Origin of the sequence: Rahnella sp. ATs2, from assembly GCF_051851855.1 — a bacterium.
Taxonomy (GTDB): domain Bacteria; phylum Pseudomonadota; class Gammaproteobacteria; order Enterobacterales; family Enterobacteriaceae; genus Rahnella; species Rahnella variigena.
Window position 1 is genome coordinate 44,659 of the sequence record NZ_JBLYPL010000028.1, and the last position, 17,146, is coordinate 61,804.

Below are 17,146 nucleotides of genomic sequence, written 5' to 3' on the forward strand. Positions count from 1 at the left end.
GCCACAGACGCATCAGCCCCAAACGCTATTACGAAGGACTGGCCCTATGACTGAACAGCAAAACGCGTCGAATCCGCTCTTAAAACCGTTCGCCTTACCACCTTTCTCTGCGATCAAGCCTGAACATATTGTCCCTGCGATGAAATCCGCTATCGAAGAAAGCCGCCAGACGATTGAACGCGTCGTCGCGCAGGGTGCGCCTTATACGTGGGAAAATCTGTGTCAGCCGCTGGCCGAAAGTGACGATCGCCTGAGCCGTATCTGGTCGCCGATCGGGCATCTTAATGCAGTGAAAAACAGCCCGGAACTGCGAGAAGCTTACGAGCAATGCCTGCCCATTCTGTCTGAATTCAGCACCTGGACCGGGCAGCATGCCGGTTTGTATCAGGCATACCGCGATTTAAAAGACAGCGAACATTTCAGCACGCTTTCTCTGGCGCAGAAAAAAGCCATTGATAACGCGCTGCGCGATTTCGAGTTATCCGGCATTGGTTTGCCGATGGAAAAACAAAAACGCTATGGCGAAATTTCCGCGCGTCTGTCTGAGCTGGGTTCGACCTACAGCAACAACGTGCTCGATGCCACTATGGGCTGGAGCAAACTCATCACGGATGAGAATGACCTGAAAGGCCTGCCGGAAAGCGCACTGGCCGCGGCGAAGGCGCTGGCGGAATCGAAAGAGCAGGAAGGCTGGTTGTTAACGCTGGATATTCCAAGCTATCTGCCGGTGATCACGTACTGCGAAAACCGTGAACTGCGCGAAGAAATGTACCGTGCGTTCGCGACCCGGGCTTCCGATCAGGGCCCGAATGCCGGTAAGTGGGACAACAGCGAAGTGATGGCTGAAGAACTGGCGCTGCGTCACGAACTGGCTCAGCTGTTAGGTTTTGATTCCTTCGCGGATATGTCGCTCGCCACCAAAATGGCCGAAAGCCCGAAACAGGTGATCGACTTCCTGAGCGGTCTGGCAACACGTGCGCGTCCGCAGGGCGAGCAGGAACTGGCGCAGCTGCGAGCTTTCGCCAAAGAACATTTCGGCGTGGATGAAATGGAAGCCTGGGATTTGCCGTTCTACGGTGAAAAACAGAAACAGCATCTGTTCTCTATCAACGACGAGCAGTTACGCCCGTACTTCCCTGAACAGCGTGCGCTGGAAGGGCTGTTCGAAGTGGTGAAACGCATTTACGGCATCACCGCCAAAGAACGTAAAGACGTAGAAACCTGGCACAAAGACGTGCGTTTCTTCGATCTGTTCGATGAAACCGGCGACTTGCGCGGCAGTTTCTATCTCGACCTGTATGCCCGCGAGCACAAACGCGGTGGCGCATGGATGAATGACTGCGTCGGCAGCATGCGTAAAGCGGACGGCGAACTGCAAAAACCGGTCGCGTATCTGACCTGTAACTTTAACGGTCCGGTGGGCAACAAACCGGCGCTGTTCACGCACAATGAAGTCACCACGCTGTTCCATGAGTTCGGTCACGGCCTGCATCATATGCTGACCCGCATCGACACCCCGGGAGTGGCCGGTATTTCCGGTGTGCCGTGGGATGCTGTCGAGCTGCCAAGTCAGTTTATGGAAAACTGGTGCTGGGAGCCGGACGCACTGGCGTTTATCTCTGGTCATTTCGAAACCGGCGAACCGTTGCCGAAAGAGATGCTGGATAAAATGCTGGCGGCGAAGAACTATCAGGCGGCGCTGTTTATCCTGCGTCAGCTGGAGTTCGGTCTGTTTGATTTCCGTATGCATGCGGAATATGACCCGGCCAAAGGCGCGCAAATCCTGCAAACGCTGGCAGAAATCAAGAAACAGGTTGCCGTGGTGCCGTCACCGTCATGGGGACGCTTCCCGCACGCCTTCAGCCACATCTTTGCAGGCGGTTATGCGGCGGGTTATTACAGCTATCTGTGGGCGGAAGTGCTGTCGGCCGATGCCTATTCCCGCTTTGAAGAAGAAGGAATTTTCAACCGCGAAACCGGTCAGTCGTTCCTGGATAATATTCTGTCGCGCGGCGGTTCCGAAGAGCCAATGGAGCTGTTCAAACGCTTCCGCGGGCGTGAGCCGCAGCTGGATGCTATGCTGCGCCACTACGGAATCAAAGGATAACCTCTGCCTGTGAGTGTGTGTTTACTGTGTGAAGAAGGCGCCGATGAAGGCGCCTTATCTGTTCTGGCGCAGCGCTGGAATCTGACGTCTGACCCGGATGCCGTGATGGCGCTGGTGCTGACGCCTGAGCGTCTGGAATTACGCAAACGCGACGAGCCCAAACTCGGCGCGATTTTTGTCGATTTCGTCGGCGGCACGATGGCGCATCGTCGCAAATTCGGTGGCGGACGTGGCGAAGCGGTAGCGAAAGCCGTCGGTATCAAAGGCAGTTATCTGCCGGATGTGGTCGATGCGACCGCAGGACTGGGCCGCGATGCGTTTGTGCTGGCCTCTCTGGGCTGCAAAGTACGGATGCTGGAGCGCAATCCGGTCGTCGCGGCATTACTCGATGACGGGCTGGCGCGTGGCTATCGTGATGCAGAAATCGGCCCGTGGTTGCGTGAGCGCATGACGCTGCTGCATGCTTCAAGTCTGACGGCGCTTTCTGAGCTTTCACCAAAGCCGGAAGTGGTGTATCTCGACCCGATGTATCCGCACAAACAGAAAAGTGCGCTGGTGAAGAAAGAGATGCGGGTGTTTCAGGGTTTAGTCGGCCCGGATGAAGATGCCGACGGCCTGCTGGAACCGGCGCGCCGCTTAGCGACTAAACGTATCGTGGTAAAACGCCCGGACTATGCCCCGCCAATGGCTGATATCGCAGCACAGGCTGCAGTTGTGACCAAGAGTCACCGGTTTGATATTTATACGCCGTTATAGAAAGCCGTTGTTGTCACGCTTCCCTAAAATCTCATAAAAAAATGCCCGCCGGTTTTCACCTGCGGGCATTTTTATGTCAGCGTTAACGCAATAATACGTCTTACGCTTCTTCTTCCTCATCGCGCAAAGGCACGATCAGCATGTCGATGTGAACGGTGTTGATCAGCTGACGCGCGGACGACATCAGTTTGCTCCAGAAATCCTGGTGATGGCCGCACAGCACTAAATCCACGCCATATTTATTGATGGCATCCACCAGCACCTGCGCTAAATCACCGCTGCCGCTCAGGGTTTCTGAAATCGGGTAACCGGCGTTTTGCGACAGTTCGTTCAGCGCGTGGTGCGTCTCTTCGGAAATGCGTTTCTGCATGTCGCCCAGATTGACGTCGATAAGACCGGTGTACAGGTCTGAATAGTTCACATCAACGTGGATCAGGGACACCTTGGCGTTATACGGACGCGCCATGGAAACCGCTTTCTCAACTAAAACTTTGCTCTCAGGTGAGAGGTCAACAGCAATCAATATGTGTTTGTAAGCCATAAGAAAACTCCTTCCATAAGTCGGTTAATAGCAATATCAGCATCATGCGAATGTCATGACTTCAGTATAGCGCCAAAATGGTCAGAGAAATCAAGCATACAGATCCCATTTCCAAATCCGGGCATCTATAGATAGAAATAATATGAACAGTTCGGGATTCGTTTCCTACACTCAATAATGCAGGCTTCTCCTGCTTTGGCAATCTTCTGTGGTACGAAAAGAGGGCGGGCGCAGTTTGCCCGGGGGTGTGAAATTGCGGAAAGGCAGGGCGAAACGTCGGGTATGCGCCGCTATTTTACCGGTGCATTGCGCGGTGTCAGTTCGCCTTGAGGGGGAATCATGATCAGTCCCGTTGCGCTGTTTTGGGCTTTATGTTTTGTGTGTGTCGTGAATATGCTGCGCTATTATTCTTCTTTGCGCGCATTGCTGGTGGTACTGCGGGGGTGCGATCCGCTGCTGTATCAATACGTTGATGGCGGGGGATTCTTCACGTCGCACGGCCAGCCGAGCAAACAAATAAGACTGGTGCGTTACATTTATGCTCAGCGCTATGTTGAACATCACGATCCTGAGTTTATCCGCCGTTGTGAACGGGTCCGCGGTCAGTTTATGCTGACAACTGCACTGGTCGGATTAATTTTAATCAGTATGTTAGCGATGCTGATCTGGTACTAGCATACCCTTCGTACTTGAAGCTGCAGCGGCGTTAGCGGCTCTCGTTCACCCGAATCACTGACCTGTGTCAGCTCATCGGGATTCTCTCGCTTGCTGCCTTGCTGCAACTCCAATTACTTTGGTTATGAATTAGGGAGGATGTGTGAAAAAGGAAAAAAAAAGGCGACCGCTGCTGAGCAGGGTCGCCTTTTTAATGCCGTTCAGAAAGCTATCAGATCAGCTTCAGCGCAAGCCAGTACAGCACGCCGGAAAGGACAATCGACACTGGCAGGGTTAAGATCCACGCCATTGCAATGTTCTTCACGGTCTTCGACTGCACACCGCCGCCATCCACAATCATGGTCCCTGCAACCGCAGAAGACAGCACGTGTGTGGTGGAAACCGGCATACCCGTATAGCTGGCAACGCCGATAGAAACGGCCGCGGTCAGCTGTGCAGACAAGCCTTGTGCGTACGTCATGCCTTTCTTACCAATCTTCTCACCGATGGTGGTCGCCACGCGTTTCCAGCCAATCATGGTACCCAGTGCCAGCGCCAGAGCGACAGCAATGATGATCCAGATTGGTGCGTATTCAACGGTTTGCAGAATGTCTGTTTTCAGCTCGCCGAGGAAGCGTTTATCCGCAGGAGAGGTTTCCGGCAGCTTGGCCACTTTATCCGCAGTATCAGAAACACACATCAGCAGACGGCGCATATGGCTGCGTTCTTCCGGTGCCAGGTCGCTGTAAGACTGAAGATTGGTCAGCAGTGTTTGCGCGCGGCCGATAGCGTCAAGTGCGTGGCTGCTGTCGCAGTGGAACACTTTAGGCTCATCAGTCGGTGCGATATTGACGTCCGGTGCAGGCACCATTGGCGTCTGTGCAACCACGTGCGGCACGGCATCAACATGTTGCTGATAATACTGGCCGAGGTGAGTCACGGCGTCGCGGGTACGGGTAATGTCGTAACCGGTCGCGTTCATATTCACCACAAAACCCGCTGGCGCCACGCCAATCAGCACCAGCATGATCAGACCGATACCCTTCTGACCATCGTTAGCGCCGTGAGAGAAACTCACGCCGATAGCCGACAGAATCAGACCGGTACGCGTCCAGAATGGCGGCTTTTTCTTGCCGTCTTTCTTCTCACGTTCCGCCGGTGTCAGGTGGATACGGGCATGTTTCTTATTGCCACTCCAGTAACGGCGCAGCAGGAAAATCATGGTACCCGCGATAATCATCCCGACCAGCGGAGAGATAATCAGCGAAGCAAAAATACCAATCATTTTAGGGATGTTTAACGCATCGACCACGGAAGTGTGAGTCATTAATGCATTGGTCAGCCCTACGCCAATGATGGCGCCGATAAGGGTATGGGAACTGGACGCCGGCAAACCAAAATACCAGGTGCCGAGATTCCAGATGATCGCCGCCAGTAACATAGAGAACACCATGGCAAGGCCATGTGCGGAACCTACATTGAGCAGCAGATCGGTTGGGAGTAAATGGACGATGGCATAGGCCACGCTCAAACCACCGAGCAGGACGCCAAAGAAGTTAAATACCCCTGCCATCACGACCGCTAATTGCGAACGCATTGCCCGGGTATAGATGACGGTTGCTACTGCGTTGGCCGTATCATGGAAGCCGTTAATCGCTTCGTAGAACAGAACAAACAGTAACGCGAGAATCAATAACGAACCGGTATGAATATCCAACCCGGCAAATAGATGCAGCATAATTGTTACGCCAGTTAGTGGTCATGAACGCCGCGCATTATCTGCGAGAACAGGGTGAGGGGAAAAGGAAAATATGACATTTTTTTGACTAAAAACAGTTCAAAAATCACGTTTGTTTCAATTAAATTTTTATTTATCAAAATCTTATTCCTCCTTTGCCAGCTGAAACATTTCCTTACGACGTTCAGAAAGCAAGCTGTCTGACTGGTTTAAGACGCGTCTGTCCCTTACAATTCGCGCCACTCAGGGGGCAGCACGCCCGCTCAGAAGGGGAAACCCTATCTAAAACGTAGTCGAATATTCATAAAGAGAGGCCGAAAGTGGAACAGGTTGATGTGGTCGTCATTGGTGCAGGTGCTGCAGGTATGTTCTGTGCGGCACAGGCCGGACAGGGTGGCTGCCGGGTTCTGCTGCTGGATAATGGCAAAAAAACCGGACGTAAAATCCTGATGTCGGGTGGCGGACGCTGCAACTTCACGAACCTTTACGCCGAGCCGGCGGCTTATCTTTCTGAAAATCCGCATTTCTGTAAATCTGCACTGGCGCGTTACACCCAGTGGGATTTCATCGATATGGTCAACCGTTACAATATCGCCTGGCATGAGAAAACCCTCGGCCAGCTTTTCTGTAATGACTCCGCGCAGCAGATTGTGGCGATGCTCGATAAAGAGTGCGAAACGGGTAACGTTGATGTGCGTCTGAGAAGTGAAATCACCGACGTTCAGAAAACGGAAGAAGGCTTTGTTATCAACGTGAATGGCTCAGCTGTGAGTACTCACTCACTTGTTGTTGCCAGCGGTGGGCTTTCGATGCCGGGACTCGGCGCTTCGCCTTTTGGTTACCGTCTGGCGGAACAGTTTGGCCTGAAAGTGTTGCCTACCCGCGCCGGTCTGGTGCCGTTTACCCTGCACAAACCGCTGCTTGAACATTTACAGGCGCTTTCTGGCGTTTCTGTTCCTGCGGTGCTGACCGCCGAAGACGGTACGGTGTTCCGGGAAAGCATTCTGTTTACTCACCGTGGTCTTTCAGGTCCGGCTGTTTTACAACTTTCAAGCTACTGGCAGCCTGGTGAGTTTGTAAGTGTTAACTTACTTCCTGATGTCGATCTGGCGGCGTTTCTGAATACGCAGCGTCAGGAACATCCTAATCAGAGCCTGAAGAATACGCTGGCGATGCAACTGCCGAAGCGTCTGGTGGAATGTTTGCAAACGCTGGGACAGCTTCCGGATGTGACGCTCAAACAGCTGAACGTGCCGCAACAGGCCGCACTGGTGGAACAGCTGCAAAACTGGCAGGTGCAGCCGAATGGCACCGAAGGTTACCGCACGGCAGAAGTGACACTCGGCGGTGTCGATACCAAAGAGTTGTCTTCTAAAACGATGGCGGCGGCGAAAGTCCCCGGTTTGTATTTCATCGGCGAAGTGGTGGATGTGACCGGCTGGCTCGGCGGGTATAACTTCCAGTGGGCCTGGAGTTCGGCGTGGGCGTGTGCGCAAGATTTGGTGGCGCGGTCGTTCGCCGTGAATCAGCCCTAAATGGATATCTGAGCAGTCGGAGAGGTTTCCCAGCTGCTCATCATTTTTTCGTCTTATTAAAAGTATTTGTTAACGCCAAAATCAATTTTCTCATGCATTGCCACAAACGCAATCAGCCTGTTCGGAATGATGATTTCAATTCCACCCTCATCATCATGAGGCCCCTGATAACAAAATCCCAGCCTCCCCAGCGCGGGAATTAAGGGGCTGTTTAGTTTAATGACAGATGTTTTCATGTCCTCTGGCAGGGCATCTATAATCATTCTGGCTTTAGCAAAACCGGTAATACTTGAGTTCTCCAGTTCCGGTCCTTTACATATAAGCACTTTCATATCATGGATAAGCGTGACCGTATGCCCGTAGGGATGCTGGTAATCAACACGATATCCCGCCGCCACATTTTTAGTTTTGGCCACGTAAAATCCGGCCCAGTCGGCCTCCCTCGGAAAGGATGAGTGCAGCGTACGCATATGATCAAGCTGCTGGTATGCAGCAACTTTAAAACCGATGTGACCTTTTCTGAGAATGCTTCTTTCAATAGTAATCATATTATTCTTCTAATAAATTATGTGGGTTGGAATTCACCTTATCGGAAGTGAATAGCTGATTTTATTATGGTAACTGATATATAATATCAAAGCTGTGTTCCTAAAATTCATTTAGTTAAATTACAATTGTGTTTAGGAAACTTAATTATGGGTTATTCATCGGATTTTGTGATATACAATTCACGTGTTGCATCATTTTCCTTGAGTTGAATGCAAATAATACCTCATTATTTATTTTCTAATTCTTCAGCAATTGGATAATCCATTCCAGTCTCTCGTCATTTTTCGCCTTACTGTGAATATAAGCATAAATATCAATAGTATCTTCCTCCATCCAGGGAATTTCGACACTGCGCACGTTTAAGTGTACGGGGATGTGCTTGAGCAGGAATGCCGGAAAGAACATCACAGCATCACTTTTTTCAATACAGTAAAGCATATTAATCAGCGAGTTAGATCTGTAACGGATATTCCTCTGATGAGACAATCCATACAGCTTCTCAGGAAGGTAAGCGCTGGTTTCGGCGGAGCTGAGAACGATATGTTCCTCTGCCATCCACTGCTCGTCGCTCAATTGGTTTTTTATACGGGGATGTCCTTTCCGGCACAAACCCACGATCCGTGACTGGGCAATCTTTGTTGAAATGAACGAGTGGTTATGTCTGATGGCTGAGCCAATATCAATGTCGACTTCTCTTGATACCAGCGCGGTGCTCCGCTGGTCTTCCAGCATGATGCGGTTGTTAAAGGTAAAATTTAACTCCTGGGGAAATTTTTTATTTTTTAATAACTTATCAACCAAATAATATTCAATCATCGTATTTGTTCTGATAATAACATTGGAAATTTCAGGGGGATCATCAGTACTCACCATTAAGGAATGGGATATTTCTTCGTCAACATTTTTAAACGAGGGATAAAGCTGGTTAGCAAGCGGTGTGGCTTTTAGTCCTTTGACGGATTTGATGAATAAGGGGTCATTGTAATAATCACGGAGTTTATTTAATGCATAGGTCAGCGTGGGTGACGATATTCCTAATGCTTGTGCAGATTTACTCATGCTTCTGGTTTCATACACCAGCACCAGCGTTTTGATGAGATTGTAGTCAAATTTATTGTTCATTTTCAGTTATTCTTTCTTTGATCAAGTACTTAGTTCAGGTGATATAAAAAATTCAAAGCACGACTTCGAAAAACCTCTATTGTGTCTTATCTCAGGGGAATGCTTAATAACACCCGTTGCCGTGCTAATGAAAAGAAGGTGTGATGAAAGTCCTGACTGATAAACCGACATTTGAAAAATGGTTTGTAGAAGATTATTTGAATATTAACCATAACCCTATGAATCCCTCGATTCTCACTGATGAAGAATTGGACATCGCCCTTTCTGAATCTGCGCCAGAGTCATTCCCGTGTCTGGTTTTCATGGGAGCCCAGGATATTTATTCTGATGGAAATCAGTTGCGGTATATCTACAAGGACGAGTTAAGGCTAATGCAAGAATTACTGGAAGGGAAAGGATTTAGTCATTGAAAGTGGAATAAAATTATTTCAAAAGGATAACCAAAATATCCAAAATGTATAAAAGAAGTCCTTATCATTGATTTGGTGAATGCATTCGAATGCGAAGGGCACTTTACTGCGTCCTTTGCATTCTGTCTGATCAGTGAAACACCCCGCCACAGATCCCACTATACCTGACCTGCTATGACCGGCACGGAAGAACCGCCTGGATGAGGTAATAGATTTGTTATTTTGTGCTCAAAATTAATCAATCCTGCCTTCTGATTTTTTTCACTTAAGAAACTAGAAAATTCCTAAGCAAAATGAGTAAAAAGAGCGATATGTTTAGTGATCATTGAGTATTGGTGATTATTTGCCATTTTCTCCATCAAAATTATAACGTTGTTATACATGTCAATCAGACTGGAAAAATAGTTGAAAGCAAATATAAACAGAGAATGCGACTATTTATTATTTATGATTAGTGTTTTATGCTGCTTGAATGTTAATGTCTGGTGATTAATTTCTTGTTTTTTGGTTATTTACAGATTTATCTAATATGTTTAGAAAATTCCTAAGTCCGCCCGCCCGACCTCCCCGCTATCGACATGTCAAAACAGCCTCACTAAGATTAGCCCGTGTTCAGGAGGATTAGGATTTTTCCTCAGAAAAGAATTACAACGGAAAGTACTACCAATGGAATGATAAATGAAACAAACAGTTGTTATCCACTCTGGCTATTATGAGATGCTGACGCTCTCGTCTATCCTTAATCATGTTAATTCAAAAGTTAACTTATTTACTTCATTGAATGAGTTCTACGAATCTGGAATCGGCATGAGCGTAGACTGCATTATTATTGAGATAAATAATAACGTAGAAAACTTTAACTCTGTGATTAAGTTCATCCGGAGAATGGATTTTTTATACAAGCCACCGCGCGTCATTGTAATCACTAAAATAGAACAATACGACAGACTGACACGCCTGGTTGAAGAGAACATTGATATGCTCATCTCTGAACAGGAAGAGTTAACGGTGCTGAGAAAGATGCTCATTACCGGTGTTGTTGACCTTAATTATCAGATGACAATCAGCCCCTATTTAAACAGAAAGAAAAATGAAGTATTTCATCCGGCGAGAATGTGTCTGACCTCAATGGAACGCGAAGTGTTATGTGAGATTAAAAGCATGAAGACCAATTCGGGTGTAGCGCAAAAAATGGGGAAGAGCAGTAAGACGATCAGTACCCACAAGCGAAATGCCATGAAAAAATTGGGGCTTAAAAATTCGATAGATTTGTACAAGTATCTTATGCAGTGATCAGTGCACAGATTTTCTTGCCCGGATACCCTGAAAAGTCGTCTTTATAAGGCAAAAAAGCTATCGATAAACGATAGCTTTTTTTATAGATGAACTACCGAGGCCCGGCTGTCATACAGAATGATTGAGCACACGATTAAGGTAGTGAAACAGCTCTTTGGTACTTTTAAGACCGAGCTTTCTCATCGCGCTGTATTTGTAGTAATAAAGGTTAGAAATTGGAATTGCCGTGATTTTCTCAATGCTTTTCATTCGCTGGTTCTTTGACAGGCAGCGGAGCAGAATGACTTCGTTTTTACTGAGCAAATAGTCCTCAAGAAAAGGTTTGATTGAGTCGTATTTCCCTTTCAATAAGCTGTCAAAGAAGAAATATACTTTCGAGAATGAGTTCTCTTTACATACGCAAAAGTCAGCTAACTTGCTGTTAACAATGATGTTATCACTGAAGATGATGACTTTGCTTTCCTGCTGTGTTTTCGATTTTAAATTATAGATGAATTTATCAATATTAAACTCGAAGCCGATCTCTCCTGGTTCCAGGATATAAACGTCGAAGTTTTCAGCATGTTTATCCAGCGCATCTTCCGCACTGATATGATTGAACGTAATGCCTGAAGTTGTGCGGATTAAAGAAAAGAGGTTTTTTAACCCTACATATGTCAATGTGCATGAGTCAATAAGTGCAATGCGCATCATTAATCCATTCCTTTAAATGCATCGGCTTCCGTAGAGATCATTGCGTATACCTGATAATACATCTCCGTTATTATTACCAAATAAGCTTTCCGGTATACTATCGGGTAAGAATGCAGTCGTCAACGTAACCAAATATGATCATCTTATTATCAAGTAAATAAAATTTGTGAAACCCACAGTGCAACTGCCTGATAATAGATGGTATTTTTTCTATTGCTGACAAAATAAATTACGTGTCTAGGAATATTTTTAATTTCTTCGTTTAATGCTTAAACATTCTTAAGTTAATGTACAAAAACTGACACTCTTAGACACCAGAAAAGAAACCCCACGTTACCTGCTCCCCTTGTAATTTAAATGATTTAACAGACGTGGAAATTGTTGTTTTGAAGATTCCCCCCATAAGAAAAAATCCCTTCAGATAAGGCCATAAATTTTCGTTTCACGAAACTTTCGAAAGAATATCGGATGAAATCTCTGCAAAGGTTGTCCATTTTATCTCGCAATGACGATAAGCGGGTGGCTAATACTTAAGGAGGATTGTCAGATGATGTTTAATCATTATTACGGGCGACGGCAAGATGTTTTTACATTGTATTTAAATCATTGTTAACAAAATGTTGCTTTTAATCTGTGAGTGAAAATTTGTTTTTATTCTCTCCTTTTTCATCGGATCACGGTCATGAATGCCTGTTAAAGGGGAAATAACAGGGATTTATTTGTAAGGATTTTGCAAATTATCCTAAGATATGACTGAGTTTTGTAAAGCTATCAATCAAAATGATGCCAATTTTCACTGTAAATCCGCCTTTCAGACGATCAGATTTTTCCCTTTTTTATTAAAAACAACATACTGATTTATAACATTAATCACATTCACCTAATGAATGTGAACATTAGGATTTTTCCACCTTCGTGAATGTATTTCTGCTTACTTACGTAATTTTTGACCACTTTTTCTGCAGCGCGAAGATTGTAATAATGAGACCAGAGTCACAGGAAATAGGGGGCTGGAGGACTGTGCAATGGCTGCACGAGGACGTTCTCCCTAAGGATAATGACAGGAGTGTCAGATGAACAAATGGTCTAAGATTATTGCCATACCGTTAAGCATTTTGGGGGTGTTACTGACATTCTCTGGCGTGGTCTTTGCAAATGTTTCAGAAAATGTCAACGCGTGGGCTAACGCACCTGCGATGAGAGGGCTCGATTCTGTTGATCTGAAATCAACTATCTTGCAGGCATTTTCTCGCAGTCCTTCGGTTACGCAGCAAGCCTATCAGCTGGGTATCGGCCAGGCGCAGATCCGGGAAGCGCAAAGTGCGTGGTATCCGCAGGTGGGGCTGACGGCGAATACTGGCAACTCAACCCAGCAGGATTTTTCTAACAGCCTGAATAATGCGGCTGCCTATGGTCTGACGCTTTCTCAGCTGGTTTATGATTTTGGCAAAACGAATGCCAATGTCAGCCAGCAGAAATCAACGCAGGAAAGCTATCGCTATAAATTACTGGCGACAATGTCTGACGTGGCCGAACAAACCGCGACCGCGTATCTGGACGTATTAAAATATCAGGACCTCACCCGCACGGTTGAGGAAAATATCCGTGCCCTGGAAGACGTCAGAAGAATGTCTTCATTACGTGCGGACGCGGGATTAAGTACCCGTTCTGATGTATTGCAGGCGCAATCGCGTATTTCAGGGATGCGTTCAACGCTGAAACAATATCAGGCGAGTTTATCGGCGGCCAAAGCGCAATTAGAATCGCTGACCGGCGTGAAAGCTAAATATTATCAGCCGTTTGCCGCCAATGGTTTTGATAATCCAGTTGTGCCGGAGAATATCGATTATTCGAAAATTCCTACCGTTTTATTTGCACAGACACAGCAAGAATCTGCCTCTTATGAAGTCAGTAAAGCCAAATCGGATTATTTACCGACGCTGAGTTTACAGGCCAGCCGGACGCGTTACGAAACGAATAATAATCCGTACTGGAATAATCAAATCCAGTTACATGTGGATGCGCCGCTCTATCAGGGCGGGGCCGTTTCTGCACGCGTGAGTCAGGCAGAAGGACGCAAAAATATTGCTGCGACGCTCGTTGATCAGGCCAAGCTGGATATCTTGCAAAAAGCGTCAGTAGCTTATGCCAACTGGGCGGGTGCAGAAGGGCAGGTGCAGGCCAGCGCAGCACAGTTGCAGGATTCCATCCGCTCGCGCGATGTGTACAAAAGCGAATATAAACTTAACCAGCGTACGCTGAATGATTTACTCAGCGTAGAGCAGGACGTCTTCCAGGCTGAGTTTTCACAAGTCAGCGCCAAATACGACAGCTGGTATTCACTGATTAATTACACGACGGCGGTAAATAACCTATTGTCTCAGCTTGGAATTAGTCAGGGTGAGAAACAGTCGTTACCCGATCTGAAATAACCTGCAGTTAAATCAACAACAAAAATGTTTTTTAGCATTGAAACAACACCTCACATTACAGACAAGGATTAAGGACAATATCATGAGCAGAAGCATAGATATTATCTCTCGCAAAACGTCGCTGAAGAACGAATTCACTGCCCAGGGAAATACGGCACTCGCAATGAACGAATCGGGCATCGTGGTTATTCATGACTCGGTGAAAAATGTTGCCAGCTATGAACGAAGCGGTAATGACCTGATTATTCATATGCAGGATGGCTCGGTCATCCGTTGTGTAGGATATTTTGAGAATATCGGTCAGGATAATGAAAATAAACTGGTTTTCCAGGATGAAAATCAGCAACTGACCGAAATTGATTTCACCGATGCGACAGCGGCGCATGATACGGCTGCCTTTACGGTTCATGCGGTTGAAACGCCCCTCGCAGGCCTCGAACCTTTACTGCTCAGCACCACGGAAGTCAGTGTTGAATGGCCATACTTGCTGGCTGGCGTGCTGGGTGCAGGTGCCGTGGGTGCTTTGCTGGGCCACAGCGGCGGCAGTGACGAAAAAACAAAAGTCATTGATAACACGAAAGATGTCGAAGTCGCCCGTCCAACTTTCCTGGTGACGGATACGCAGGGTGACAGCCAGGGCATTCTTGCCAATCAGGCTGTGACCGATGACGTGCGTCCTACTTTCACCGGCACCGGTAATCCGGGGGCTGAAATTTCTATTGTGGATGCCAGCGGAAAAATTATCGCGACGACGCTGGTCGATGCCAGCGGACAGTGGACGGCACAGCTCGCGCCTCAGTCTGCGGGATCACATACCTACATTGTGGTTCAGGAAAGCAATGGTTCCAGCACCAGCGCGGGTTCCATTACGCTCAACATCGTGACAGAAAAAGCGTCACTGAGTGTCGATACGCTGGCCGGAGATAACGTGCTGAATGCCGCAGAAGCGGGCGCAGATGTTTCCCTTTCTGGCCAAAGCGCGAATCTGGCCGCGGGAACCACCGTGACGGTTTCCCTCAATGGTTCAAGCTGGCAGACCACCGTGGCGGCGGACGGCAGCTGGTCGGTCAATGTCCCGGCTGCGGATGCGCAGGCCCTTGCCGACGGCGTGTATACCGTTCAGGTCAGCGGCGTGGATCGCGCGGGCAATACCATTACCTCCAGCTCGACCTTAACGGTTGATACCCATCCTCCTGCGCTGGTGATTAACACCGTCGCGGGAGACGATATTCTCAATGCCGCAGAATCAGGTCAGCCACTGACGCTCAGCGGGACGTCGGATGCCGGAGCCGGGCAGGTTGTGACGCTGCTGCTTAACGGCATCGCCTACACCGCAACCGTGGATGCCAATGGTCACTGGTCGGTGGATGTCCCTGCTGCCCATGCGGGTGTACTCAAAGACGGAAATGTCACTGTCAGCGCCTCGGTCAGCGATGCGGCGGGGAACAGCACCTCCACCACGCACGATGTACTGGTCGATACGACGGTTCCGGTCGTCACCATCAATACCATCGCCGGTGACAATATCCTCAACAGCGCAGAGCAAACTCAGGCGCAAATCGTCAGCGGCACCAGTACCGGTGGAGAAGCAGGCGACACCGTGACGCTGGTCATCAATGGTCAGACTTACACTACCACGCTGGCGGCTGATGGCTCATGGAGTGTCGGTTTACCGGCGTCCGTATTCAGTTCACTGGCGGATGGCAGTTACGAAGTCAACGTCAGCATCACTGATAAAGCGGGCAACACGGGCTCGCAGTCAACATCAGTACTGGTTGCTTCAGAAGTGCCGGAACTGGCAATTAATACCGTTGCCACCGACGACGTCATTAATGCCATTGAAAAGGGCGAAGCGCTGGAAATCAGCGGGACCAGCAACAGTGCCGATGGCACGCCGGTTACGCTGACGCTGAACGGCATTACCTACACCGGAACCGTATCCGGCGGCAACTGGACGGTCACCGTTCCGGCCACCGATGTTTCAAAACTCGGCGAAGCAACCTATACCCTGTCCGCCAGCATCACTGACGCTGAGGGTAACAGCGGGTCAGCCACACACAACGTAGTTGTCGACTCCGTTCTGCCGAATGTCACCATTGCAGTCACGGCAGGCGACGACATTATTAATGCCACTGAAATCGACGCCGATCAGACCATCAGCGGCAAAGTCACCAATGCGGCGGCGGGCGATGTCGTTACTGTCACCGTGGGTGGCAATGTCTATACCGCGACAGTGCAGAACGACCTGAGCTGGAGCGTCAGCGTGCCGTCCGCAGACCTGAAAGGATTTGGCGACGGAGACCTGACCATCAGTGCGTCAGTAACCAATCAGCACGGCAACACCGGCACCAACGATCGCGAGATCAACATCGACGCCGGTCTGCCGGGTCTGCGTATCAACACCGTAGCTGGCGACGATATCGTCAACAGCATCGAGATCCAGCAGAACCAGATTATCAGCGGCACCAGCACTGACATCGCGGCAGGCAGTTCGGTCACCGTGACCATCAACGGCGTCGATTATCAGGCGACAGTGGGCGCGAACGGCGCGTGGTCTGCGGCGGTTCCGGCAGCGGACGTGGCGAACTGGCCAGCGGGTCAGCTTGCCATAAGCGTCAGCGGCTCTGATGTCTCCGGCAACTCTGTGACCATCTCCAGCAACGTCACCGTTGATCTGAGCAGCCTCGCCATTGCGATTGATACGATTGCTGCAGACGACATCATAAACGCAGCAGAAAAAGCGGCAGACCTGACGCTGAGCGGTTCAACCCAAAACGTCGAAGCCGGTCAGATCGTGACTGTGAATTTCGCGGGTCACACCTATACCGCGACCGTTGGCACAGACGGCAGCTGGAGCGTAACTGTTCCTGCAGCGGATATGCGCACTCTGAAAGACGGTGACGCGACAGTCAGCGTCAGTGTGACCAATGCGGCGGGCAACAGCGTGGACGCAGCTCAGGATGTGACGGTTGATACCGTTGCTCCAGCCATCACCATCAACACCATCGCCGGTGACAACGTGCTGAACAGCGCGGAAGCCGGTGCAGATGTGGTGCTGAGCGGCACGTCGACGGCAGAAGCCGGTCAGGTGGTGACCATCACCCTGAACGGCAATGAGTACACCGCGACCGTCGGCACCGACGGCAGCTGGAGCACGTCGGTTCCGGCGGTGGACGCCTCGGCGCTGACTGACGGCACGTACTCTGTGAACGCCACGGTGAAAGATGTCGCCGGTAACAGCAGCAGCGTCAGCGGTTCAGTTCTGGTGGATATCACTGCGCCAGCTCTGACCATCAACACCGTTTCCACCGAC

At 49.0% G+C, this 17,146-nt stretch carries 12 protein-coding genes and 1 pseudogene; 8 read left to right on the forward strand and 5 right to left on the reverse strand.

Going from position 1 to position 17,146, the window contains the following annotated elements:
- Window positions 1-46 precede the first annotated feature (46 nt).
- Window positions 47-2,107 carry an oligopeptidase A gene (gene prlC / locus ACJY2G_RS22805; protein WP_279920362.1) on the forward strand — a complete coding sequence of 687 codons (2,061 nt, stop codon included), beginning with the start codon at window positions 47-49 and terminating at the stop codon, window positions 2,105-2,107.
- A 9-nt stretch (window positions 2,108-2,116) separates the two neighbouring features.
- Window positions 2,117-2,863 (forward strand): 16S rRNA (guanine(1516)-N(2))-methyltransferase RsmJ, encoded by a 747-nt coding sequence (gene rsmJ, locus ACJY2G_RS22810; protein ID WP_104923726.1) that lies wholly within the window; start codon window positions 2,117-2,119, stop codon window positions 2,861-2,863.
- 100 nt (window positions 2,864-2,963) lie between these two features.
- On the opposite strand, the gene uspA is transcribed toward rsmJ, so the two are convergent.
- Window positions 2,964-3,404, reverse strand: coding sequence for a universal stress protein UspA (gene uspA, locus ACJY2G_RS22815; protein WP_014333460.1), 441 nt, complete (start codon window positions 3,402-3,404; stop codon window positions 2,964-2,966).
- A gap of 339 nt (window positions 3,405-3,743) precedes the next feature.
- On the opposite strand from uspA, the gene uspB reads away from it, so the two are divergent.
- Window positions 3,744-4,079 (forward strand): universal stress protein UspB, encoded by a 336-nt coding sequence (gene uspB, locus ACJY2G_RS22820; RefSeq protein WP_112288044.1) that lies wholly within the window; start codon window positions 3,744-3,746, stop codon window positions 4,077-4,079.
- Between the two features lie 211 nt (window positions 4,080-4,290).
- Here uspB and pitA read toward each other — a convergent pair whose 3' ends face one another.
- Complete coding sequence (pitA, locus tag ACJY2G_RS22825; RefSeq protein WP_112288043.1) at window positions 4,291-5,796, reverse strand: inorganic phosphate transporter PitA; 1,506 nt, start codon at window positions 5,794-5,796, stop codon at window positions 4,291-4,293.
- Between the two features lie 320 nt (window positions 5,797-6,116).
- Here pitA and ACJY2G_RS22830 point away from each other — a divergent pair, with 320 nt between their 5' ends.
- A complete protein-coding gene (locus ACJY2G_RS22830; RefSeq protein ID WP_430320841.1) occupies window positions 6,117-7,331 on the forward strand; it encodes an NAD(P)/FAD-dependent oxidoreductase in 1,215 nt (404 codons plus the stop codon).
- A 56-nt stretch (window positions 7,332-7,387) separates the two neighbouring features.
- Here ACJY2G_RS22830 and ACJY2G_RS22835 read toward each other — a convergent pair whose 3' ends face one another.
- Both ACJY2G_RS22835 and ACJY2G_RS22840 read right to left on the reverse strand, forming a co-directional pair.
- On the reverse strand, window positions 7,388-7,879 hold the full coding sequence (locus ACJY2G_RS22835; RefSeq protein WP_430320840.1) for a hypothetical protein: 492 nt from the start codon (window positions 7,877-7,879) through the stop codon (window positions 7,388-7,390).
- 238 nt (window positions 7,880-8,117) lie between these two features.
- Complete coding sequence (locus ACJY2G_RS22840; protein WP_120163477.1) at window positions 8,118-9,002, reverse strand: LysR family transcriptional regulator; 885 nt, start codon at window positions 9,000-9,002, stop codon at window positions 8,118-8,120.
- Between the two features lie 143 nt (window positions 9,003-9,145).
- Between ACJY2G_RS22840 and ACJY2G_RS22845 the strand changes: the two genes are divergently transcribed.
- Entirely contained in the window at window positions 9,146-9,412 is a 267-nt protein-coding gene (locus ACJY2G_RS22845) for a hypothetical protein (RefSeq protein WP_120163476.1), read from the forward strand.
- A 678-nt stretch (window positions 9,413-10,090) separates the two neighbouring features.
- A complete protein-coding gene (locus tag ACJY2G_RS22850; RefSeq protein WP_120163475.1) occupies window positions 10,091-10,705 on the forward strand; it encodes a helix-turn-helix transcriptional regulator in 615 nt (204 codons plus the stop codon).
- A gap of 111 nt (window positions 10,706-10,816) precedes the next feature.
- Here ACJY2G_RS22850 and ACJY2G_RS22855 read toward each other — a convergent pair whose 3' ends face one another.
- Complete coding sequence (locus tag ACJY2G_RS22855) at window positions 10,817-11,401, reverse strand: hypothetical protein (protein ID WP_430320839.1); 585 nt, start codon at window positions 11,399-11,401, stop codon at window positions 10,817-10,819.
- A gap of 1,073 nt (window positions 11,402-12,474) precedes the next feature.
- Between ACJY2G_RS22855 and ACJY2G_RS22860 the strand changes: the two genes are divergently transcribed.
- Window positions 12,475-13,833 carry a TolC family outer membrane protein gene (locus ACJY2G_RS22860; protein ID WP_430320838.1) on the forward strand — a complete coding sequence of 453 codons (1,359 nt, stop codon included), beginning with the start codon at window positions 12,475-12,477 and terminating at the stop codon, window positions 13,831-13,833.
- Between the two features lie 103 nt (window positions 13,834-13,936).
- A pseudogene (locus ACJY2G_RS22865) lies at window positions 13,937-17,146 on the forward strand (Ig-like domain-containing protein); the annotation flags it as partial.

What these genes read in the sequence shown, in the direction of transcription:
- ACJY2G_RS22835 (WP_430320840.1), bottom strand. Translation starts at nt 7,879, where the DNA reads ATGATTACTATTGAAAGAAGCATTCTCAGAAAAGGTCACATCGGTTTT.
- uspB (WP_112288044.1), top strand. Translation starts at nt 3,744, where the DNA reads ATGATCAGTCCCGTTGCGCTGTTTTGGGCTTTATGTTTTGTGTGTGTC.
- ACJY2G_RS22840 (WP_120163477.1), bottom strand. Translation starts at nt 9,002, where the DNA reads ATGAACAATAAATTTGACTACAATCTCATCAAAACGCTGGTGCTGGTG.
- ACJY2G_RS22855 (WP_430320839.1), bottom strand. Translation starts at nt 11,401, where the DNA reads ATGATGCGCATTGCACTTATTGACTCATGCACATTGACATATGTAGGG.
- uspA (WP_014333460.1), bottom strand. Translation starts at nt 3,404, where the DNA reads ATGGCTTACAAACACATATTGATTGCTGTTGACCTCTCACCTGAGAGC.
- pitA (WP_112288043.1), bottom strand. Translation starts at nt 5,796, where the DNA reads ATGCTGCATCTATTTGCCGGGTTGGATATTCATACCGGTTCGTTATTG.
- ACJY2G_RS22850 (WP_120163475.1), top strand. Translation starts at nt 10,091, where the DNA reads ATGAAACAAACAGTTGTTATCCACTCTGGCTATTATGAGATGCTGACG.
- prlC (WP_279920362.1), top strand. Translation starts at nt 47, where the DNA reads ATGACTGAACAGCAAAACGCGTCGAATCCGCTCTTAAAACCGTTCGCC.
- ACJY2G_RS22845 (WP_120163476.1), top strand. Translation starts at nt 9,146, where the DNA reads ATGAAAGTCCTGACTGATAAACCGACATTTGAAAAATGGTTTGTAGAA.
- ACJY2G_RS22860 (WP_430320838.1), top strand. Translation starts at nt 12,475, where the DNA reads ATGAACAAATGGTCTAAGATTATTGCCATACCGTTAAGCATTTTGGGG.